Here is a 20,842-nt window from a genome sequence, read left to right as displayed (position 1 = left end):
CCTAGAACAGCGACTTTGCCGCGGCGGAGGCGACGGTCACCACCGGGCCCGCAAACAGCGCGAAGAGGATGTTGAACAGGCCCGCAACCGCCAGCACGGTCCGCACCTCGATCCTGACGGGATCGACCTGGCCGGCCGGCTCGTCGAAGTACATCGTCTTGACGATGGCGAGATAGTAGTAGGCGCCGACGACACTGGTCAGCACGCCGATCACGGCGAGTGTGAACAGGTTCGCCTTGATGGCGGCGACGAACACGTACCATTTGGCGAAGAAGCCGGCGAGCGGCGGGATGCCGGCGAGCGAGAACAGCAGCATGGCGAACATGAAGGCGAGCAGCGGATTGGTGCGCGACAGGCCGGCGAAATCGCTGATCTGCTCCACGGCCTGGCCGTTGCGCTTCATCGCGAGGATGATCGAGAAGGAGCCGAGCGTCATCGCTACATAGATCACGATGTACATCAGCACGCCCTGCGCGCCCTCGACTGTGCCGGAGGCAAGGCCGACGAGCGCGAAGCCCATGTGGCCGATCGAGGAATAGGCCATCAGGCGCTTGATGTTGCTCTGGCCGATCGCGGCGAAGGAGCCCAGCGCCATCGAGGCGATCGCCACGAACACCAGGATCTGCTGCCACTGCGAGACGATGCCCGGGAATGCGGTCAGCGTGACGCGGGTGAAGACGGCGAGCGCGGCCACCTTCGGCGCCGAGGCGAAGAAGGCGGTGACCGGCGTCGGGGCGCCCTCATAGACGTCCGGCGTCCACATGTGGAACGGCACGGCCGAGACCTTGAAACAGAGGCCGGCGAGCAGGAACACGAGGCCAAAGACGAGACCGACATTCGAGACCGTCGCGGTCGAGGCGATGCCGGCGAAGCTGACCGTGCCGGTGAAACCATAGACCAGCGAGGCGCCGTAGAGCAGCATGCCCGAGGACAGCGCGCCGAGTACGAAATACTTCAGGCCGGCTTCGGTCGACTTGGCGTTGTCGCGGTTCGAGGTCGCCACGACGTAGAGCGCCAGCGACATCAATTCGAGGCCGAGATAAAGCGAGATCAGATCGCCCGCCGAGATCAGCACCATCATGCCGAGCGACGAGAGCAGCACCAGGATCGAATATTCGAAGATGCGGCGCGAGGGGTCGGACAGGAACTCGGTCGACAGCACCAGCGTCACCGCCGAGCCGATCAGGGCCAGGATCTTCATGAAGCGGGCAAAGTCATCGACGATGAAGCTGCCGCCGAAGGTCACCTGCTTGCCCGCAGGCTGCATGTAGACGAGCGCACCGACCACGATCAGGAGCACCACCGCCAGCGAGGTGACCGTCCTGGTCGTCTCCTGCCCGCGATAGGCCCCCAGCATCAGAAGCGCCATCGCGCCGACCGCGAGCACGATCTCGGGCAGCACCGGCGCCAGTTGATAACCTGCAGTCTCAAAGCTCATGGCGATATCCTGACCTGCCCGATCACTGGAGCAGTGCGGCGGCCTTCACGGCCGTCACAGCGGTGTTGTAGTTGTTGACGAGTTGCTGGACCGAGGCGGCCGACATGTCGAGCACCGGCTTCGGATAGACGCCGAACAGGATCGTCAGCGCGATCAGCGGGAACAGCGTCACGCACTCGCGCAAGGTGAGATCCTTCATGCTCATCAGCGACGGCTTGACCAGCGCCCCGAACACGACCTTGCGGTAGAGCCACAGCGCGTAGGCTGCCGAGAGGATCACGCCAAAGCTGGCGAAGAACGCGGTCGTGATCGAGACCTTGAAGGTACCGATCAGCGTCATGAACTCGCCGACGAAGCCGGAGGTCCCGGGCAGGCCGACATTGGCCATTGTGAAGACCATGAAGGTCAGCGCGTAGAGCGGCATCCGGTTGACGAGGCCGCCATAGGCGGCGATCTCGCGGGTGTGCAGGCGGTCGTAGACGATGCCGACGCAAAGGAACAGCGCACCGGAGACGATGCCGTGCGAGATCATCTGGAACATGCCGCCGGCAACGCCCTGCATGGTGCCGGCGAAGATGCCCATGGTGACGAAGCCCATATGCGCGACCGAGGAGTACGCGATCAGCTTCTTCATGTCCTCCTGCATCAAGGCCACCAGCGAGGTGTAGATGATGGCGATGGCCGAGAGCGTGAAGATCAGCGGCGCGAAGTCGTGCGAGGCCAGCGGGAACATCGGCAGCGAGAAGCGCAGGAAGCCGTAGCCGCCCATCTTCAGCAGGATCGCGGCGAGGACCACGGAGCCGGCGGTCGGGGCCTCGACGTGCGCGTCGGGGAGCCAGGTGTGCACCGGCCACATCGGCATCTTCACTGCGAAAGAGGCAAAGAACGCCAGCCACGCCCAGGTCTGCAAGCCGCGCGGCACGGCGGTGTGCATCAGGGTCGGGATGTCGGTGGTGCCGCCGTTCCAGTACAGCGCCATGATGGCGAGCAGCATCAGGACCGAGCCGAGCAGCGTGTAGAGGAAGAACTTGAACGACGCATAGACCCGGCGCGGGCCGCCCCAGACGCCGATGATCAGGAACATCGGGATCAGGCCGCCCTCGAAGAACAGGTAGAACAGCACGAGATCGAGCGCCGAGAAGGTGCCGACCATCAGCGTTTCCAGGATCAGGAACGCCATCATGTATTCACGGACGCGGCTCGTGATCGCCTTCCAGCTCGCGATGATGCAGAACGGCATGATCGCGGTGGTCAGGATCACCAGCGGCAGCGAAATGCCGTCGACGCCCATGTGGTAGGTGATGCCGGTGGCGAGCCAGTTCGCCTTTTCTACGAACTGGAAGTCGGCGTTGGACGGGTCGAAGCGCATGACCAGGATCACCGACACCGCGAAGGTGATCAGCGTGGTCCACAGCGCGATCCAGCGCGAGTTGCGCTGCGCGGCCTCGTCATCGCCGCGGCTGAGATAGACGATCAGCGCGCCGACCACCGGCAGGAACGTCGTGACCGAAAGAATGGGCCAGGTTGTCATTTACTGGCCTCCAAAGCCGAACATGAACCAGGTGATCAGGCCGGCGGCGCCGATCAGCATGGCGAATGCGTAGTGATAGAGATAACCGGTCTGGATCTTCACGACGTTGCGGGTGACGTCCAGCACGCGGGCGGAGACGCCGTCGGGACCGAAGCCGTCGATGATGAAGCCGTCGCCCTTCTTCCAGAGCTGGTAGCCGATCCACTTCGCCGGACGGACGAAGATGACGTCGTAGAGCTCGTCGAAGTACCATTTGTTGAGCAGGAACTGGTACAGCCCCGGCTGCTCTTTGGCGAGTTGGACCGGGATGTAGGGCCGCTGGATATAGAACAGGTACGAGATCAGGAAGCCCACCACCATCATCACCGTCGGCAGGAAGGCGATGGTCGCGGGGATGTGGTGCATCTCCTCGATGATGTGCGGGTTCATCTTCACGGACTCGCGGAAGAACTCCTCGATGCCGTGACCGGCGAACAGCTCCTTGAACGGGAAACCCGCCAGGATCGAGCCGACCGCCAGCACGCCGATCGGGATCAGCATCCAGATCGGGCTCTCATGCGCGGCCTCGTAGTGGTGCTCGTCATGCGGCTCGCCGTGGAAGGTCTTGAAGATCAGGCGCCAGGAATAGAACGAGGTCAGGCCGGCTGCGACGACCGTCATCAGGAAGCCGTACATCGCGAACGGATTGTGCGCGGCGTAGGCGGACTCGATGATCGCGTCCTTGGAGAAGTAGCCGGCAGTGAGCGGGAAGCCGGTCAGGGCCAGGGTGCCGACCACCATCACCGCATAGGTGTAGGGGATCTTCTTCCAGAGGCCGCCCATGTTGCGGATGTCCTGCTCGTGGTGCATCGCGTAGATCACCGAGCCGGAGCCTAAGAACAGCAGCGCCTTGAAGAAGGCGTGCGTGAACAGGTGGAACATGCCGACCGAATAGGCCCCCGCCCCCATCGCCACGAACATGTAGCCGAGCTGCGAACAGGTCGAATAGGCGACGATGCGCTTGATGTCGTTCTGGACGAGGCCGATGGTCGCCGCGAAGAACGCCGTGGTAGCGCCGAAGAACATCACGACGGCCTGCGCATTAGGTGCGAGTTCGAACAGCGGCGACAGGCGCGCCACCATGAACACGCCGGCGGTGACCATGGTCGCGGCGTGGATCAGCGCGGAGACCGGGGTCGGGCCTTCCATCGCGTCCGGCAACCAGGTGTGCAGCAGGAACTGCGCCGACTTGCCCATCGCGCCCATGAACAGCAGCAGGCAGGTCAGGGTCAGCGCGTCGGCGTGCCAGCCGAGGAAGTTGATGGTCTTGCCGGTGAGACCAGGCGCGGCATGGAAGATGGTCTCGAAATCGGTCGAGCCGACCAGCATGAAGATCGCGAAGATGCCGAGCGCGAAGCCGAAATCGCCGACACGATTGACCACGAAGGCCTTGATGGCGGCGGCGTTCGCCGAGGGCTTCTGGTACCAGAAGCCGATCAGGAGGTAGCTGGCCAGACCCACGCCTTCCCAGCCGAAGAACAGCTGCACGAGGTTGTCCGCGGTCACCAGCATCAGCATGGCGAAGGTGAACAGCGAGAGATAGCCGAAGAAGCGCGGCCGGTACGGATCCTCGTCCATGTAGCCGATCGAATAGAGGTGCACGAGCGAGGACACGGTCGTCACCACCACCAGCATCACGGCCGTGAGCGTGTCGACCCGCAGCGTCCACCAGACCTGGAGGTCACCGGAGAAGATCCAGGGCAGCAGCTGGACGCGGGCGTCGTGGTGCATGAAGCCGACATCGACCAGCGTCATCCAGGACAGAGCCGCCGACACGAACAGCAGCGCGGTCGTGATCAGCTCGGCGCCGCGCGAGCCGGCCGCGGCCGGCTCGACCGGACCGTGACCGTGGTCGTCGTGAGCGTCGTCACCATGGTCGTCATGGGCCGTCGACGCGTGAGCGTCGTGGCCATGACCGTGGTCGCCGTGATGCTCGACCTCGTCGCCTGAGGGGTTGCGGCCATGCGCGCCGACCAGCGCGATCAGGCCGGCCAGAATGGCGCCCAGCAAAGGCAGAAAGACAATTGCCTGAACCATAGCCGGGTTAACCCTTCATCAGATTGACGTCCTCAACCGCGATCGAGCCGCGGTTGCGGAAATAGACCACCAGGATGGCAAGACCGATCGCGGCTTCCGCAGCCGCGACCGTCAGCACCAAGAGCGCGAAGACCTGGCCGACGATGTCGCCGAGGAAGGTCGAGAACGCCACGAAGTTGATGTTGACCGAGAGCAGGATCAGCTCGACCGACATCAGGATGACGATGATGTTCTTGCGGTTCAGGAAGATGCCGAGAATGCCGAGCGTGAACAGGATCGCGCCGACCGCCAGATAGTGTCCGAGCCCGATCGTCATTTCACCCACTCCGCCGCATCGGCATCCGAGAGCCCCTGCCCCGGCGCCACCTTGCGCATCGCCATCGCCATTTCCGGCGTGCGCGCGTTCTGAACGTTGATGTCCTGCCGCTTCACGCTGGCCTTGTGGCGCAGCGTCAGCACGATCGCGCCGATCATGGCGACCAGAAGCACCATGCCCGAGAGCTGGAAGTAGTGGATGTACTTCGTATAGAGCACGAGGCCGAGCGCCTCGGTGTTGCTGACATTGGCCGGGATCGCCGCCGTGATGGTCTTGGAGACGCCGGGGTTGATCACCCAGAAGCCGACGGTGAGCAGCAGCTCGAACAGGAAGATGCCGCCGATCACCAGCCCGACCGGCAGGTACTCGATGAAGCCCTCGCGCAGCTCGAGGAAATCGACGTCGAGCATCATGATCACGAACAGGAACAACACCGCGACCGCGCCGACATAGACGACGATCAGGATCATCGCCAGGAATTCGGCACCCATCAGCACGAACAGGCCGGAGGCGTTGACGAAGGCCAGGATCAGGTACAGCACGGAGTGCACGGGATTGCGCGAGACAATCACCATCACCGCCGAAGCGACGCAGACGCCGGCGAAGAGATAGAAGAAGAGCGCGGGAAGGATCATCGAGAAACTCCCGTCATTCCGGGGCGCGGACGAAGTCCGCGAACTACGATGCGCAATTGCGCATCGGAGAATCCAGAGATTGTGGCGCGAGATTCCGGGTTCGCGCTTCGCGCGCCCCGGAATGACGAGAGGATGGCGGGAAGGATCATGCCCTCACCTCACCGGTACGGCGCGTCGAGCTCGATCGCTTTCGCGATCTCGCGTTCCCAGCGGTCGCCGTTGGCGAGCAGCTTGGCCTTGTCATAGAACAGTTCCTCGCGGGTCTCGGTCGCGAACTCGAAGTTCGGACCTTCGACGATGGCGTCGACTGGACAGGCCTCCTGGCAGAGGCCGCAATAGATGCACTTCACCATGTCGATGTCGTAGCGCACGGTGCGGCGGGTGCCGTCGTTGCGGCGCGGGCCAGCCTCGATGGTGATAGCCTGCGCCGGGCAGATCGCTTCGCACAGCTTGCAGGCGATGCAGCGCTCTTCGCCGTTCGGATAGCGGCGCAGCGCGTGCTCGCCACGGAAGCGCGGCGAGATCGGGCCCTTCTCGAACGGATAGTTCAGCGTCGGCTTCGGCTGAAAGAAATAGCGCATGGCGAGGAAGAACGCCGAGACGAATTCCGACAGCAGAAGCGAGCGTGCAGTGGCGTTGATGTTGATACCCATGACGGCCCTCACTTCGGCGCGATGCCGGCGAAATGCAGCACACCGGCCACCACGACCACCATCGCGAGCGAGATCGGCAGGAACACCTTCCAGCCGAGACGCATCAGTTGATCGTAGCGGTAGCGCGGCACGATCGCCTTCGCCATCGCGAACAGGAAGAACATGAAGAACAGCTTCAGCGAAAACCAGATGATCCCCGGCACCCAGTTGAAGGGCGGCAGGTCGACCGGCGGCAGCCAGCCTCCGAGGAACAGGATCGTCGCCATCGCGCACATCGTGACGATCGCGACGTATTCGCCGAGCATGAACAGCAGGTACGGCGTCGAGCCGTACTCGACCATGAAGCCGGCGACGAGCTCGGACTCCGCTTCGACGAGGTCGAAGGGCGGACGGTTGGTTTCCGCCAGCGCCGAGACGTAGAACACCACGAACATCGGGAACAGCGGCCAGACGTACCAGTTCAGGATGGTGAGCTGCGGCAGCCCGATCAGGCTGGCAAGGCCGCGCGCATGCTGGGCCTCGACCACGGCCGACAGGTTCAGCGTGCCGGCGCAGAGCAGGACGGTGATGATGACGAAGCCGATCGAGACTTCGTAGGACACCATCTGCGCCGCCGAGCGCAGCGCGGCCAGGAACGGATATTTCGAGTTCGACGACCAGCCGGCCATGATGATGCCGTAGATCGACAGCGACGAGATCGCGAAGATGAAGAGGATGCCGACATTGATGTCGGAGATCACCCAGCCGAGATTGGTCGGGATCACCGCCCAGGCGGCGAGTGCGAGCACGCACGACACCAGCGGCGCCAGCAGGAACACGCCCTTGTTGGCGCCGGCGGGGATGATCGGCTCCTTCAGCACGAACTTGAGCAAGTCCGCGAAGGATTGCAGCAGGCCCCACGGGCCGACCACGTTCGGGCCACGGCGGATCTGCACCGCCGCCCAGATCTTGCGGTCGGCGAGCAGGATGTAGGCGATCGCGACCAGGAGGACGACGAGCACGAGGACGCTCTGCGCGACCATGATGATCAGCGGCCAGAGAAATCCGGTCCAGAATGCGCTTTCGAAGAATTCCATCAGATCACGCTCACTCCGCTGCGGTCAGCATGTGCCCGGAGGCGAGGCGCGAACATTCCGCCATCACGGCGGACGCACGCGCGATTGGGTTGGTCAGGTAGAAGTCCTCGACCAGCGGCTTGAACGGCGCCTTCTCGGGCGAGCCGCCCTTCCCCGCCAGCTTCTTGATCTGGTCGGCTGAGCCGGCCTCGATCTGGTCGAGACGGATCAGGTGCGGCACGGCCTTGAAGATCGCCTGGCGCAGCGAGGAGAGCGAGTCATAGCCGAGCTTCTTGCCGAGCGCTTCCGACAGCGCGCGGACGATCGCCCAATCCTCGCGGGCTTCACCCGGCGGGAACGCGGCGCGGCCGGTCATCTGCACGCGGCCTTCGGTGTTGACGTAGATCGCCGACTTCTCGGTGTAGGCCGCCGCCGGCAGGATCACGTCGGCGCGATGCGCGCCGCGGTCGCCATGGGTGCCGATATAGACGACGAAGGTGCCGTCCGGCGCCTTGATCTCGTCGGCGCCAAGCAGGAACAGGAGGTCCAGCGTGCCGAACGTCGTCATCTGCGCGGCGTTCAGCCCACCCTGACCGGCGGTGAAGCCGATGTCGAGCGCGCCGACGCGCGAGGCGGTCTCGTGCAGCACGCCAAAGCCGTTCCAGCCGTCCTTCACCGCGCCGACATCGAGCGCGAGCTTGGCGCTAGCGGCCAGAATGGCGGCGCCGTCGTGACGCGAGGCCGCGCCCGCACCGACCAGGATGATCGGGTGCTTGGCTTTCTTCAGCACGTCCATGAAGGAGTGCTTGCCGGCCGCGAGTTCGCCGAGCGTCTCGGTGCCTGCGCCCAGATGGTCGTAGTCATAGGTCAGATCAGCCTTGGCGCCGATCACGCCGATCTTGAAGCCGCCGGCACGCCAGCGCTTGCGGATGCGGGCGTTGAACACGGCCGCCTCTTTCCGCGGATTGGCGCCGATGATCAGCAGCGCGTCCGCCTGCTCGACACCTGCAAGGGTCGGGTTGAAGATGTACGAGCCGCGGCCGAGCGCCGGATCGAAGGCGTCGCCGCCCTGCACCGCCAGATTGGCCGAGCCATACTTGGCCAGCAGATCCTTCAGCGCGAACATCTCCTCGACGCCGGCGAGGTCGCCGGCGATCGCGCCGATGCGCTTGCCGTCGGTGCGCGCCGCTTTCGCGGCGATCGCGGCAAAGGCCTCGGGCCAGCTCGCCGCGCGCAGCTTGCCGGCCTCGCGGATATAGGGCCGGTCGAGCCGCTGGGTGCGTAGGCCGTCGATGATGTGACGGGTCTTGTCGGAGATCCACTCCTCGTTCACGGCCTCGTTGATGCGCGGCAGCACGCGCATGACTTCACGGCCGCGGGTGTCGACGCGGATCGCCGAGCCGAGGCCATCCATGACGTCGATCGACTGGGTCTTGCCGAGCTCCCACGGGCGCGCCGCGAAGGCATAGGGCTTCGAGGTCAGCGCGCCGACCGGGCAGATGTCGACGAGATTGCCCTGCAATTCCGACGTCAGCGCGTGCTCGAGATAGGTCGTGATCTCCATGTCCTCGCCGCGGCCGGTGGCGCCCATTTCGGGGGCGCCGGCGACCTCCGCCGAGAAGCGGACGCAGCGCGTGCACTGGATGCAGCGGTTCATCGAGGTCTTGACCAGCGCGCCGAGATATTTGTCCTCGACCGCGCGCTTGTTCTCGGCGAAGCGGCTGGTGTCGACACCATAGCCCATCGCCTGGTCCTGCAGGTCGCACTCGCCGCCCTGGTCGCAGATCGGGCAGTCCAGCGGATGGTTGATCAGAAGGAACTCCATCACGCCTTCGCGTGCCTTCTTGACCATCGGCGAACGCGTGGAGATTTCCGGCGGCTCGCCCTTGGGGCCCGGACGGCAATCGCGCACGCCCCAGGCGCAGCTCGCGACCGGCTTCGGGCCGCCCTTCACTTCAACGAGGCACATCCGGCAATTGCCGGCGATCGACAGCCGCTCGTGATAGCAGAAACGCGGAATCTCGGCGCCGGCGGCCTCGCACGCCTGGAGCAGCGTGTACTCCGGCGGAACATCGATCTCTTTGCCGTCGATGATGAGCTTGGTCATTCTTCCTACTCCGCCGCGACCATGTTCACGGGATCGCGGACGCCGGCATCGTCGATGTCGGCCTTGTGCGAATACTGGTCGATGCGCGCTTCGATCTCGTGACGGAAATGCGCGATCAGGCCCTGGATCGGCCATGCGGCTGCGTCGCCGAGCGCGCAGATGGTGTGGCCTTCGACCTGTTTTGTCACCTCGAGCAGCATGTCGATCTCGCGCTTGTGGGCGCGGCCTTCGGCCATGCGGGTCAAGACGCGCCACATCCAGCCGGTGCCTTCGCGGCACGGCGTGCACTGGCCGCAGCTCTCATGCTTGTAGAAATAGGAGATGCGGGCGATGGCGCGGATCAGATCGGTCGACTTGTCCATCACGATCACAGCCGCGGTGCCGAGGCCCGAGCGCAGCTTGCTCAGGCTGTCGAAATCCATCGGCGTGTCGATGATCTGCTCGGCCGGCACCATGCGCACCGACGAGCCGCCGGGGATCACGGCCTTGAGGTTGTCCCAGCCGCCACGGATGCCGCCGCAATGCTTGTCGATCAGCTCACGGAACGGGATGCCCATGGCCTCTTCGACGTTGCAGGGCCGCTCGACGTGGCCGGAGATGCAGAACAGCTTGGTGCCGACATTGTTCGGACGGCCAATGCTGGCGAACCAGGCTGCGCCACGGCGCAGGATGTCCGGCGCAACCGCGATGGACTCGACGTTGTTGACGGTGGTCGGGCAGCCGAACAGGCCGACGTTGGCCGGGAACGGCGGCTTCAAGCGCGGCTGGCCCTTCTTGCCTTCGAGGCTTTCGAGCAGCGCGGTCTCCTCGCCGCAGATATAGGCGCCGGCGCCGTGCGCGACGTAGATATCGAACGGCCAGCCGTTGACGTTGTCCTTGCCGACGAGCTTCGCCTCATAGGCCTGATCGATCGCGGCCTGGAGGTGCTCGCGCTCGCGGATGAACTCGCCGCGGACATAGATGTAGCAGGCATGCGCGTTCATCGCGAAGCTCGCGATCAGGCAGCCTTCGACCAACAGATGCGGATCATGCCGCATGATCTCGCGGTCCTTGCAGGTGCCGGGCTCGGACTCGTCGGCGTTGACGACGAGATAGCTCGGGCGGCCGTCGGTCGATTCCTTCGGCATGAACGACCATTTCAGGCCGGTCGGGAAGCCGGCGCCGCCGCGCCCGCGCAGGCCCGACGCCTTCATCTCGTTGATGATCCAGTCGCGGCCCTTGTCGATGATGGCCTTGGTGCCATCCCAGGCGCCACGGCGCCGCGCGCCCGCGAGCCCCCAGTCGTGGAGGCCGTAGAGGTTCTTGAAGATGCGGTCCTTGTCCTCGAGCATTTCAGTGCTTTCCGATCAACGGTTGGCTTGCTTGTAGGCAAGCCCGGCGGCGCAGACGCCAAACGTCAGCGCCCAGAGCAGACTGGATTCCAGCGACGCGTTCAGGCTGAAACGCTGAAGCAGGAAAATGAAGATGGCCGCCACGGCGGCATGCAACGCGATGAAGCCCCACTTCTTCATGGCACCGCTCCCCTCCACCGAAGGCGACGAGATATCACGCATCAGGTGATCTCCTTCAGCGTGGTCGGCCCGCCGGTCGGCGCCGAGAACTGGCGGCCGTTCTGCGGACCGGGCTTGGGCGGATTGCCCGAAGCGAAGCCGTCGAGCACCTTGCCGAAGCTTTCCTTGGTCAGGTCCTCATAGGTGTCCTTGCCGATCAGCACCATCGGCGCGTTCACGCAGGCGCCCAGGCACTCCACCTCTTCCCAGCTGAAATTGCCGTCCTTGGAGAGATGGAAGGGCTCGTGATGGATGCGGTGCTCGCAGACGTGGATGAGATCCTCGGCGCCGCGCAGGCGGCACGGCGTGGTGCCGCAGACCTGGACGTGGGCCTTCTTGCCGACGGGGGCTAGCTGGAACATCGTGTAGAAGGTCGCGACTTCCAGCACGCGGATATAGGGCATGTCGAGCATGTCGGCGATGACGCGGATCGCGGCTTCCGACACCCAACCGTCGTGCTGCTCCTGCGCCCGCCAGAGGATGGCGATGACCGCGGAGGCCTGGCGGCCGGCCGGATATTTCGCGATCTGCTGCCGGGCGAATGCAAGGTTCTCCTCCGTGAACGCAAAGCTCGCGGGCTGGACTTCCTTCGGTGCTAATCGGCGAACGGACATCTCTTATCTCTCACTGCATGCGGCGCGCGGTTTTCGCATTCAGGGCATCGATCCTGTCCTGCCAGAATGCGCTTGCGGTGCCGAAAACGTTGTAGCCGACGTGGGTCGAGACCTTGATCCGGTCGAGGATCGACAGCTCGGTCACGGTCTCCATCCGGTTGCTGCGCGGATCGAACACGATCAGCTTCAGCGGGGTCTGTTCGAGGATGTAGCGCGACACCGCATGCGAACGGTCGCTGCCGTGCTCCTCGCACATGATGACGCTGTCGGCCTCAAGCAGCCGGGCGCCACCCTTGATCGCCTCGATCTCGACGCCCTCGACGTCGAGCTTGATCAGGTACTTGCCGCTGGGTGCGACCTTGCCGTCGTCGATCAGATTGTCGAGCGCGATGACCGGCACCTCCTCGCCACCGGCCGACGCATCGCCGGCGATGCTGAAGGCCTCGTGCTTGGTGCCGGACAGGTGCGCGGTGCCGCGGGCGGCACCGATCGCGCACTTCATGGTCTCGAAGCGGCCATCGTTGACGCGCGCGTTGTTGGCGAGCTTCGGATAGTTCTGCCCCGACGGCTCGATCGCGATCGCCTTGTGCGAACCGAACGGCCTGCTCGACACCAGCACCGACCAGTAGCCGTAATTGGCGCCGCAATCGAGCAGCGTGTAGTCGACGTCGACGGAGTCGGAAAACAGCAGCTCCAGCTCATCCTCGTAATTATAGGAGCGGTTGAGCAGCTTGCTCCAGTAGCCGTCGCCGTAAGGGAATTCGAACACGGCGTCGGGATTGAGCCTGATCGCGATGTTGCGCTCGGGCAGCGTCTTCCGCAGCAGGTTCGCGCAGGCGATGTAGCCCATATGCGAGAAGTGCGAGGAGATCTTCGATCCCGTCACCAGCGCCAAGGCAGCCGTCCGCTCCCACAGGTTGGCCCCTTCAAGGGCCCCCGAGGCACGGTCAAACTGGATTGGCGCCTGCGCCATCACCGATCGACCTCTCCGAACACGATGTCGAGCGAGCCGAGAATGGCCGAGACGTCGGCGAGCAGATGGCCGCGACAGATGTGGTCCATCGCCTGCAGATGGGCAAAGCCCGGCGCGCGGATCTTGCATTTGTAGGGCTTGTTGGTGCCGTCCGAGACGAGATAGACGCCGAACTCGCCCTTCGGCGCCTCGACCGCGGCGTAGACCTCGCCGGCCGGCACGCGGACGCCTTCGGTGTAGAGCTTGAAGTGGTGGATCAGCGCTTCCATCGAGCGCTTCATCTCGCCACGGCGCGGCGGCGAGACCTTGTTGTCGGCGACGACGACGGGTCCCTTCCCCTCCGGCGCGTTCAGCTTCTGGATACACTGCCTCATGATGCGCACGGACTGGCGCATCTCTTCCATGCGGATCAGATAGCGGTCGTAGCAGTCGCCGTTCTTGCCGATCGGAATGTCGAAATCCATCTCGGCGTAGCACTCATAGGGCTGCGACTTGCGCAGGTCCCAGGCCGCGCCCGAGCCGCGCACCATCACGCCCGAGAAGCCCCACTCCCAGGCTTCCTTCAGCGGCACCACGCCGATGTCGACGTTGCGCTGCTTGAAGATGCGGTTGGCGGTGAGCAGCCGGTCGAGGTCGTCCACGACTTTGAGGAACGGATCGCACCAGGCCTCGATGTCGTCGACCAGCTTCTGCGGCAGGTCCTGATGCACGCCGCCGACGCGGAAGAAGGCCGCGTGCATACGGCTGCCGGAGGCGCGCTCGTAGAACACCATCAGCTTCTCGCGCTCCTCGAAGCCCCACAGCGGCGGGGTCAGCGCGCCGACGTCCATCGCCTGCGTGGTGACGTTGAGCAGATGCGACAGGATGCGGCCGATCTCGCAATAGAGCACGCGGATCAGCTGGCCGCGGCGCGGCACCTCGATGCCGAGCAGCTTTTCGGCAGCTAGGCAGAAGGCGTGCTCCTGGTTCATCGGCGCGACGTAGTCGAGGCGGTCGAAATACGGGATCGCCTGGAGATAGGTCTTCTGCTCGATCAGCTTTTCGGTGCCGCGGTGAAGCAGGCCGATATGGGGATCGACGCGCGCGACGATTTCGCCGTCAAGCTCCAGCACGAGGCGCAGCACGCCGTGTGCCGCCGGATGCTGCGGCCCGAAGTTGATGGTGAAATTGCGAAGCTGTTCGGGTTGCTCGTTCATGACGCAGCTCCTGCTGCGAGGCGAATGGGGAATGGCGAATGGCGAATAGTCATTTCGTGGACTTGTCCTGCAGAGAACGTATCAACGCGCGAAGCATTTTGCCCAAGCTCTCGCTTCGACCCAAGACTGGCTCCAGATCGGACGCGGCTAAAATGCCAACGCGCTCGGCCAAGAGCAGATGAGTTTCCAGCTCCTTGAGCGATCCCTGCGAAATTCGCAGCGATTGCACGAAACTGCCCGTGTTTTCGCGCCCATGTCCTTCCGCGACGTTCGCCGGAATAGACGCTGCTGCATGTCTGATCTGCGAAGTCAGTCCGAACAGTTCGTCGCGAGGGAATTGAGCCGTCAATCGATAGCAGGACTCCGCCAGAGACATGGCATCCTGCCATACTCTCAGGTCCCGATACGAATTGATCGATTGGTCGCTCAACTAACATCCCTATTCGCCACTCGCTATTCGCTAGTCACTGCTTCGCCTTTTCATCGCCCGGAAGGACCGGATAATCCGCCCCCTCCCACGGAGACAAAAAGTCGAACTTGCGGAATTCCTGGTTGAGCCGGACGGGCTCGTACACCACCCGCTTCTCCTGGTCGTCGTAGCGGACCTCGACGAAGCCGGTGGTCGGGAAATCCTTGCGCAGCGGATGGCCCTCGAAACCGTAATCGGTGAGGAGGCGGCGCATGTCGGGATGGCCGACGAAGAACACGCCATAGAGGTCGTAGGCCTCGCGCTCGAACCAGTCGGCGCCGGGGAATTCGTCGATCAGCGACGGCACCTGCGTGGTCTCGTCGGCGGCGACCCGCAGCCGGATCCGCGTGTTCAGCGTCGGTGACAGGAAGTGGTAGATCACGTCGAAGCGCTTTTCGCGCGAGGGGTAATCGACCGCGGTCACGTCGGTGATGTTGACGAAGCGGCAGCCCGGGTCGTCGCGAAGGTACTTGACCACCTCGACGATCTTGGCGGCCTCGACGTCCACCGTGAGCTGGTTGAAGGCCACCGAGTGACCGGTGGCGGCGCCCGGAAGCGCGCTAACGATCGTCTGCCCCAGTGCGTCGAGCTTGGCGTCGTCCATGACGTAAAACCTTAGCGTTCGATGGTGCCGGTGCGGCGGATCTTCTTCTGCAGCAGCAGCACGCCGTAGAGCAGAGCTTCCGCCGTGGGCGGACAGCCCGGCACGTAGATGTCGATCGGCACGATGCGGTCGCAGCCGCGCACGACCGAGTAGGAATAGTGATAGTAGCCGCCGCCATTGGCGCAGGAGCCCATCGAGATGACGTAGCGCGGCTCGGGCATCTGGTCGTAGACCTTGCGCAAAGCCGGGGCCATCTTGTTGGTCAGCGTGCCGGCGACGATCATCACGTCGGACTGGCGCGGCGAGGCACGCGGCGCGAAACCGAAGCGCTCGACGTCGTAGCGCGGCATCGACACCTGCATCATCTCGACCGCGCAGCAGGCGAGACCGAAGGTCATCCACATCAAGGAGCCGGTGCGCGCCCAAGTGATGAGGTCGTCGGTCGCGGCGACGAAGAAGCCCTTGTCGGACAGCTCCGAATTGACCTCGAGGAAGAACGGATCATTGGCCCCGACCGGCTTGCCGGTCGACGGATCCAGAATGCCCTTGGGGGCCGGCGCGAGAACCGGACCTGTGGACGATGCAGGGTTCAATCCCATTCGAGTGCTCCCTTCTTCCATTCATAGGCGAACCCGACCGTCAGCACGGCGAGGAACACCAACATGGACCAGAAGCCGGTCGCGCCAAGCTTGCCGAACGCCACCGCCCAGGGAAACAGGAACGCCACCTCGAGGTCGAAGATGATGAAGAGGATGGCGACCAGATAGAAGCGGACGTCGAACTTCATTCGGGCGTCGTCGAAGGCGTTGAAACCGCACTCATACGCCGACAGCTTTTCCGGGTCCGGCTGCTGGAACGCCACGATGAAGGGCGCGATCAGCAGCACGAGGCCGATGAGGCCCGCTACCCCTATAAAGACGACGAGTGGAAGATAGTTCTGCAGAATGCCGCTCATTGACGAGCCCTTTTTGCCGTGGCCTCGGGACAGCCACGGATTCGTCCGATTTGGAATTATTCTGAGCCTTAGCGCAGTGCACCAATGGGCGCAAGACACGCTCTTTTTAGGCCCTTTGCCGCCCCAATGGCAGTGAAAATCCCGGAATCACCCCGCGGCTGGTATGGAGCAGATCGCCAGAGCCAGCAAGAGTGCCCGCGGTCTTGCAGGGTGGCCGGTCCGAGCTTGCGACGCCCACGCCGCGCCGGCTATTTGCCGCGTATCGTCCGCGAAAATTGCCCGGTTTTTTGAGTACGGCAGCGCACCCAAACCCAGGCGACGACCAGCACCGGTGCCCCCACCGTCACCCAGGCGACATATTGGCCGATCGCGCCCCACAGCAGCGCGGCCAGGAGACCGGTGACGGTCGCAGCCGCCAGCAGGATGGGTGCTGCAAAGACACGTATCCACAGGCGCGAGCGATCAGAGGAGCCATGCATCACGACGGGACCGGGGCTCGTCTGGCGAATGCGTCGGCGCGGGCGGACGTCCGCTTCCGTCGCCGCGCCAGCCAGAGATAGAGGCCGCTGCCGATCACGACGATCGTGAACAGGTCGAGCGCGGCCCAGATCATCTTGAGCGGCATGCCGCCGTAGTCACCGAAATGCAGCGGCTGCGAGATCAGCAGGGCCTGGAGATAGAGCGGCAGTGCCCGGCTGTCGGCGACCTCGCCGCTTTCGCCGTCCAGCAGGACCGGTTTCAGCAGCCGCGCCGTCAGCGCCGTGTCGCCCCTCATGAAGGCCGCGAAGTGGTGCGAGGACGTGAACGGCGTGCCCGGATAGGCGATGAAGGCGACCTCCATGCCGGGAGCCGCCCCCCTCGCCCTCCCGACGATGTCGTCGAGCGAGGCGAGATGCGCGGGCGGCGGCTTGCCGGCATAGGGCGCGACCATGCTGGCGAGTTCGGTCGCCTTCCACTGGTTCAGCATCAGCTCGGCCCAGGTGTTGACGACGCCGGTCAGCCCGACCACCAGCGCCCAGGCCACCGTCACCACCCCGATCAGATTGTGCCAGTCGAGCCAGCGCACGCGATGGGACGCATGACCGCGGATGGTGGCAAAGCGCAGGCGGCGGGTGAATGGCCAGTACAGCACCACGCCGGAGACGATTGCTACGGCGAACAACAGCCCCATGGCACCGAGGAACAGTTTCCCGGCCTGGCCGGCGAACATGTCGGTGTGCAGCTTGAGCACGATCAGCATCGGCCCGACGCCGACCGGCCCGAGCAGCTTGGCCGAGACGGCGTCGAAGGCTCGCACCGTCGCGTTGTCGGGAAGCCCGTCAGGCGCGCTGTTGGTGAAGGCCATCACGATCCCGGGCTCGTCCTTGTCCCAGGAGATATATTGCATGACCCGGCCGGGATCGGCGGCGAGCGCGGCGTCGGCGACGGCTTGCGGCGTCGCGCGCGCCGCGCTCGCGTGAGCTTCGGGCTGGGGGGCATAGCCCAGGAGCTCATCGATCTCGTGGTGGAACACCAGCGGCAGGCCGGTGAGGCAGAGCAGCAGCAGGAACACGGTCGAGATCAGGCTGGTCCAGGTGTGGACCACGGACCAGAGTCTGACCGTGCGCGCCTTCACGGGGCCCTCCCCTCGCCGTTTCTCACCATTTGTAGGAAACGCTGGCGGTCACGCGCCGGCGGTCGCCGTAGAAGCAGGACGTGGCCGACGCGCAGCTCGCGACATAGATCTTGTCGGTCAGGTTGATGACGTTGAGGGCCGTGCGCCAGTTCTGCCATTCGTAATGAAGCGCGAGATCGCCGAGCACGACCGCGGGAACCTCGAGCGTGTTGGTGGCATCGGCCCAGGACGAGCCGATGTAGCGGACGCCGCCGCCGAAACCAAATCCTTCCAGCGGTCCGTCCTTGAAGGTGTAGTCGGCCCAGCCCGACACCAGCATCTCGGGCGTGTTGGTCGGCGTCTTGCCGACCAGCGTCGGATCGAGATCCTTGCTGTTGAAGAGATGATAGGCCGTGAAGGAGCCGATCAGCTTCAGCTCCTTGGTGGCATTGGCCACTGCTTCGAGCTCGATGCCGCGCGAGGTCACCTCGCCAGTCTGGTTTTGCAACACGGGAACACTGCCCGGCAATGTCGTCGCGACATTTTGACGGACCAGATCGAAAGCCGAGACCGTGAAGTAGCCATCGAAGCCCCTTGGCGCGACCTTCACGCCGATTTCGGCCTGCTTGCCGGTCTCTGGCAGAAACAGCTGGTTCTGGGCGTTGAGGCCGATGATCGGATTGTAGCTCGTCGCATAGGACACGTAGGGCGCGATGCCGTTGTCGAAATTATAGATCAGCCCGGCGCGGCCGCTGAACCTGCTGTCGTCGCGGCTGGCGACCGTAGCGCCCGTGTCGCGGGCGGCCTGCGTCGTCTCGACCCAGTCATTGCGGCCGCTCAGCACCAGCGTGAAATTGCCGAGCTTCATCTGGTCCTGAAGATAGGTGCCGGCTTGCTTCTGCGTGATCAGGAAGTTTCGGAACGGAGCGCTCGGTAGCGGAACCTCGGCCGCCCCATAGGCGGGATTGAAGACATTGATCGCAGGCACGCCAAACCCGAAGGCCTGATAATCGTCGATCTGGTAGCCCTTCAGATCGACCCCGAACAGCATCGTGTGCCCGACCGGGCCGGTGTTGAAACGATACTCGAGCTGGTTGTCGAGATTGGCTTGGTTGGCAGTGTTCTTCGCGTACCAATTGTAGCGATTGAGGGTGGCCGTATTGATGTCGGCCCAATCGTTGCCGACGTAGCCGCGGTAGGTAATGTCGACATGCGCAAAGCGGGCGTTCTGACGGAATGTCAGGTCGTCGGTGAGATGGCGCTCGAACTGATAGCCGAGCATCTCCTGCTCGCGCGTGAACTTGTCGACGCTGGGATCGCCGACGAAGAAGCTGGTGGGAATCTTGCCGAACGGCGCGTTGGTCACCGTGCCCCTGTAGGGCAGGAAGTTGATGCCACGGGTGTCCTGCTTCGAGGCCGAGGCCAGCACCGTCAAGGTCGTGTCGGCATCCGGCTTCCAGGTGACCGAGGGCGCGATGAAATAGTTGTTGTCGGGCGTGAAGTTGACCTGCGTGCCGCCGTTCTGGACCTGGCCGACCACGCGAGCGAACAGCTTGCCGTTCTCGGGGCTCGTCGCGACCGGTCCGCCGAAATCGAAGCCGACATAGGCGTTGCCGAAATTGTTGACGCCGGTCTCGATGTAACGGATCGGCTCGGCCGGCGGCATCTTGCTGATGACGTTGACGATGCCGCTCGGGCTCGATCCGCCATAAAGCACCGCAGAGGGACCGCGCAGCACCTCGACGCGCTCCATGTTGAAAGGTTGCAGCTTCCAACTCGCGTAGGAGGTGTAGAACAGTTGCAAGCCATCGAGGAACAGTCCGATGTCTTCGGACTTGAAGCCGCGGATCAGCCACCAGTCGTTGCGGGTGTCCGTGCCAAACGTTCCGGCGCGCACGCCGGCAGTGTAGCGCAGGACCTCGTCGAGCTTGTTCGGCTTCTGGTCGCGGATCTGCTCGGCGCCGATCACCGACACCGACTGCGGCGTCTCCATGATCGGCGTGTTGGTCTTGGTGCCCGACGAGCTGCGGCCGGCGACGTAGCCGTTCACCGGACCGCGCGGCGTCTCGACGAAGCCGACATCGCGCTGCGGCTGCGGTCTGTTGCGATTGGCGGTCTGCACCGATCGCCGCGGCGCGCTACGCACCACAGCGGCGGGCGCGCGCCGCCGCGCTTCCGGCGCAGCGACGGTCACCGACGGAATGTTCTGTGCGCCACTCTGCGCCGATGATTGTGCGAGCGATGCCTGCGGCACCAAGACCCAAGCGGACGCGGTCGCCAACACGGCCGACCGCAGCATTCCAAGACTGTTCAACGCGCCACCCCAAAGCTGCTTATTCAATGCGTCATGCCGCCAGTCCCGGGGCGGCATGCGCTACGGTGACGCTTATTGGAGGGCGCGCGAATTCCCTAATTGAATGCTTCTTAGAAAGATTCTTAGAGACGCTCCAATATTTCCGGAGGTTGCTGAGACGTCAGCGCAAATTCTTCTCGATCTCGAGCATGTCGGCGGCGATCGCGGTGAGCTGGTCAACCTGTCGCAGCAATGTCTGGAATTCGGCTTCGCTCAGATGTTCCAGCAGGCGCCGGTTGCGCTCCTGCGCACCATCGACGATCGCATCATGCGCGGCGAGGCCCGCCGCGGTGAGCGAGATCAGGACCTCGCGGCTATCCTTCGGATTTGCCGATTTTGCGATCAGCTTGCGCGAGAGAAGATTTGCCAGCGCACGGCTGATCTGTCCCTTGTCCTGACCGACCGCCTCGGCAAGCCGCGCCACGCTCATCGGCGGCCGCCGGCCGAGCGAGGCGACGAGACCGAACTCGACCGAGTTCAGTCCGGTGAGGCGCTTGTAGCGCAGGATGGCGCCGCGCTTGAGCAGGTTGGCGAGCACCATCAGCCGCGACGACAGCATCGCGGTGATCGGCGCCGCCGACTCGCTGTCGTCCGTTTCGGACGATCCGCCCCTGCTCTCAGTCTGGCTCATCATTCCACCTCTGCCAAGAAAGCCGGAGCCTGCCAAGCCCGGGCCATGGCGGCCTGCCCGCCTCACCCAAATGCGTCTAAGAGGCATTTGGA

General features: G+C 64.2%; 21 protein-coding genes. All 21 read right to left on the bottom strand.

Annotation, left to right across the window (positions count from 1 at the left end):
- Position 1 precedes the first annotated feature (1 nt).
- On the bottom strand, positions 2-1,438 hold the full coding sequence (gene nuoN, locus GPL20_RS16100) for an NADH-quinone oxidoreductase subunit NuoN (RefSeq protein WP_157330440.1): 1,437 nt from the start codon (positions 1,436-1,438) through the stop codon (positions 2-4).
- Between the two features lie 22 nt (positions 1,439-1,460).
- Entirely contained in the window at positions 1,461-2,969 is a 1,509-nt protein-coding gene (locus tag GPL20_RS16095) for an NADH-quinone oxidoreductase subunit M (RefSeq protein ID WP_157330439.1), read from the bottom strand.
- Complete coding sequence (gene nuoL / locus GPL20_RS16090) at positions 2,970-5,045, bottom strand: NADH-quinone oxidoreductase subunit L (protein ID WP_157330437.1); 2,076 nt, start codon at positions 5,043-5,045, stop codon at positions 2,970-2,972.
- Positions 5,046-5,052: 7 nt separating this feature from the next.
- Complete coding sequence (gene nuoK, locus GPL20_RS16085) at positions 5,053-5,361, bottom strand: NADH-quinone oxidoreductase subunit NuoK (RefSeq protein WP_157330436.1); 309 nt, start codon at positions 5,359-5,361, stop codon at positions 5,053-5,055.
- Positions 5,358-5,996, bottom strand: coding sequence for an NADH-quinone oxidoreductase subunit J (locus GPL20_RS16080; protein ID WP_157330434.1), 639 nt, complete (start codon positions 5,994-5,996; stop codon positions 5,358-5,360). Before GPL20_RS16080 ends, nuoK begins: the two co-directional genes overlap by 4 nt.
- Positions 5,997-6,154: 158 nt before the next feature.
- Positions 6,155-6,643, bottom strand: a complete 489-nt coding sequence (nuoI, locus tag GPL20_RS16075; RefSeq protein WP_027529879.1) for an NADH-quinone oxidoreductase subunit NuoI — start codon at positions 6,641-6,643, stop codon at positions 6,155-6,157.
- A 14-nt stretch (positions 6,644-6,657) separates the two neighbouring features.
- Positions 6,658-7,725, bottom strand: coding sequence for an NADH-quinone oxidoreductase subunit NuoH (gene nuoH, locus GPL20_RS16070; RefSeq protein ID WP_157330432.1), 1,068 nt, complete (start codon positions 7,723-7,725; stop codon positions 6,658-6,660).
- Between the two features lie 10 nt (positions 7,726-7,735).
- Complete coding sequence (gene nuoG / locus GPL20_RS16065; protein WP_157330430.1) at positions 7,736-9,811, bottom strand: NADH-quinone oxidoreductase subunit NuoG; 2,076 nt, start codon at positions 9,809-9,811, stop codon at positions 7,736-7,738.
- Between the two features lie 5 nt (positions 9,812-9,816).
- A complete protein-coding gene (nuoF, locus tag GPL20_RS16060) occupies positions 9,817-11,142 on the bottom strand; it encodes an NADH-quinone oxidoreductase subunit NuoF (RefSeq protein WP_157330428.1) in 1,326 nt (441 codons plus the stop codon).
- Between the two features lie 15 nt (positions 11,143-11,157).
- Entirely contained in the window at positions 11,158-11,364 is a 207-nt protein-coding gene (locus GPL20_RS16055; RefSeq protein WP_157330426.1) for a hypothetical protein, read from the bottom strand.
- Positions 11,364-11,975 carry an NADH-quinone oxidoreductase subunit NuoE gene (nuoE, locus tag GPL20_RS16050; protein ID WP_157330425.1) on the bottom strand — a complete coding sequence of 204 codons (612 nt, stop codon included), beginning with the start codon at positions 11,973-11,975 and terminating at the stop codon, positions 11,364-11,366. Before nuoE ends, GPL20_RS16055 begins: the two co-directional genes overlap by 1 nt.
- A gap of 10 nt (positions 11,976-11,985) precedes the next feature.
- Positions 11,986-12,948, bottom strand: a complete 963-nt coding sequence (locus tag GPL20_RS16045; RefSeq protein WP_157330423.1) for an FkbM family methyltransferase — start codon at positions 12,946-12,948, stop codon at positions 11,986-11,988.
- Positions 12,948-14,144: an NADH-quinone oxidoreductase subunit D gene (locus GPL20_RS16040; RefSeq protein ID WP_157330421.1), complete on the bottom strand. Its 1,197-nt coding sequence runs from the start codon at positions 14,142-14,144 to the stop codon at positions 12,948-12,950. The genes GPL20_RS16045 and GPL20_RS16040 overlap by 1 nt, the downstream gene beginning before the upstream one ends.
- Positions 14,145-14,193: 49 nt before the next feature.
- Complete coding sequence (locus tag GPL20_RS16035) at positions 14,194-14,574, bottom strand: four helix bundle protein (RefSeq protein ID WP_157330420.1); 381 nt, start codon at positions 14,572-14,574, stop codon at positions 14,194-14,196.
- A 34-nt stretch (positions 14,575-14,608) separates the two neighbouring features.
- On the bottom strand, positions 14,609-15,217 hold the full coding sequence (locus GPL20_RS16030; protein ID WP_157330418.1) for an NADH-quinone oxidoreductase subunit C: 609 nt from the start codon (positions 15,215-15,217) through the stop codon (positions 14,609-14,611).
- 11 nt (positions 15,218-15,228) lie between these two features.
- On the bottom strand, positions 15,229-15,816 hold the full coding sequence (locus GPL20_RS16025) for a NuoB/complex I 20 kDa subunit family protein (protein WP_167533053.1): 588 nt from the start codon (positions 15,814-15,816) through the stop codon (positions 15,229-15,231).
- Positions 15,807-16,172: an NADH-quinone oxidoreductase subunit A gene (locus tag GPL20_RS16020; RefSeq protein WP_027550614.1), complete on the bottom strand. Its 366-nt coding sequence runs from the start codon at positions 16,170-16,172 to the stop codon at positions 15,807-15,809. The genes GPL20_RS16025 and GPL20_RS16020 overlap by 10 nt, the downstream gene beginning before the upstream one ends.
- Positions 16,173-16,420: 248 nt before the next feature.
- Positions 16,421-16,654 (bottom strand): hypothetical protein, encoded by a 234-nt coding sequence (locus tag GPL20_RS16015; protein ID WP_157330414.1) that lies wholly within the window; start codon positions 16,652-16,654, stop codon positions 16,421-16,423.
- Positions 16,651-17,787: a PepSY-associated TM helix domain-containing protein gene (locus tag GPL20_RS16010; RefSeq protein WP_254126174.1), complete on the bottom strand. Its 1,137-nt coding sequence runs from the start codon at positions 17,785-17,787 to the stop codon at positions 16,651-16,653. Before GPL20_RS16010 ends, GPL20_RS16015 begins: the two co-directional genes overlap by 4 nt.
- Positions 17,788-17,809: 22 nt before the next feature.
- Positions 17,810-20,065 carry a TonB-dependent siderophore receptor gene (locus GPL20_RS16005; protein ID WP_167533052.1) on the bottom strand — a complete coding sequence of 752 codons (2,256 nt, stop codon included), beginning with the start codon at positions 20,063-20,065 and terminating at the stop codon, positions 17,810-17,812.
- Between the two features lie 175 nt (positions 20,066-20,240).
- Positions 20,241-20,750: a MarR family winged helix-turn-helix transcriptional regulator gene (locus tag GPL20_RS16000; RefSeq protein WP_157330483.1), complete on the bottom strand. Its 510-nt coding sequence runs from the start codon at positions 20,748-20,750 to the stop codon at positions 20,241-20,243.
- Positions 20,751-20,842: the final 92 nt, after the last annotated feature.

The sequence above is a fragment of the Bradyrhizobium cajani genome, assembly GCF_009759665.1.
Lineage (GTDB): Bacteria > Pseudomonadota > Alphaproteobacteria > Rhizobiales > Xanthobacteraceae > Bradyrhizobium > Bradyrhizobium cajani.
Note: the sequence above shows the minus strand (reverse complement) of the source record. Positions and strands in the feature narration are given on the sequence as shown.

Coding starts and splice junctions, on each gene's coding strand:
- nuoN (WP_157330440.1), bottom strand. CDS start 1,438: ATGAGCTTTGAGACTGCAGGTTATCAACTGGCGCCGGTGCTGCCCGAG.
- GPL20_RS16095 (WP_157330439.1), bottom strand. CDS start 2,969: ATGACAACCTGGCCCATTCTTTCGGTCACGACGTTCCTGCCGGTGGTC.
- nuoL (WP_157330437.1), bottom strand. CDS start 5,045: ATGGTTCAGGCAATTGTCTTTCTGCCTTTGCTGGGCGCCATTCTGGCC.
- nuoK (WP_157330436.1), bottom strand. CDS start 5,361: ATGACGATCGGGCTCGGACACTATCTGGCGGTCGGCGCGATCCTGTTC.
- GPL20_RS16080 (WP_157330434.1), bottom strand. CDS start 5,996: ATGATCCTTCCCGCGCTCTTCTTCTATCTCTTCGCCGGCGTCTGCGTC.
- nuoH (WP_157330432.1), bottom strand. CDS start 7,725: ATGGAATTCTTCGAAAGCGCATTCTGGACCGGATTTCTCTGGCCGCTG.
- nuoG (WP_157330430.1), bottom strand. CDS start 9,811: ATGACCAAGCTCATCATCGACGGCAAAGAGATCGATGTTCCGCCGGAG.
- nuoF (WP_157330428.1), bottom strand. CDS start 11,142: ATGCTCGAGGACAAGGACCGCATCTTCAAGAACCTCTACGGCCTCCAC.
- GPL20_RS16055 (WP_157330426.1), bottom strand. CDS start 11,364: ATGCGTGATATCTCGTCGCCTTCGGTGGAGGGGAGCGGTGCCATGAAG.
- nuoE (WP_157330425.1), bottom strand. CDS start 11,975: ATGTCCGTTCGCCGATTAGCACCGAAGGAAGTCCAGCCCGCGAGCTTT.
- GPL20_RS16045 (WP_157330423.1), bottom strand. CDS start 12,948: ATGGCGCAGGCGCCAATCCAGTTTGACCGTGCCTCGGGGGCCCTTGAA.
- GPL20_RS16040 (WP_157330421.1), bottom strand. CDS start 14,144: ATGAACGAGCAACCCGAACAGCTTCGCAATTTCACCATCAACTTCGGG.
- GPL20_RS16030 (WP_157330418.1), bottom strand. CDS start 15,217: ATGGACGACGCCAAGCTCGACGCACTGGGGCAGACGATCGTTAGCGCG.
- GPL20_RS16025 (WP_167533053.1), bottom strand. CDS start 15,816: ATGGGATTGAACCCTGCATCGTCCACAGGTCCGGTTCTCGCGCCGGCC.
- GPL20_RS16020 (WP_027550614.1), bottom strand. CDS start 16,172: ATGAGCGGCATTCTGCAGAACTATCTTCCACTCGTCGTCTTTATAGGG.
- GPL20_RS16005 (WP_167533052.1), bottom strand. CDS start 20,065: ATGCTGCGGTCGGCCGTGTTGGCGACCGCGTCCGCTTGGGTCTTGGTG.
- GPL20_RS16000 (WP_157330483.1), bottom strand. CDS start 20,750: ATGAGCCAGACTGAGAGCAGGGGCGGATCGTCCGAAACGGACGACAGC.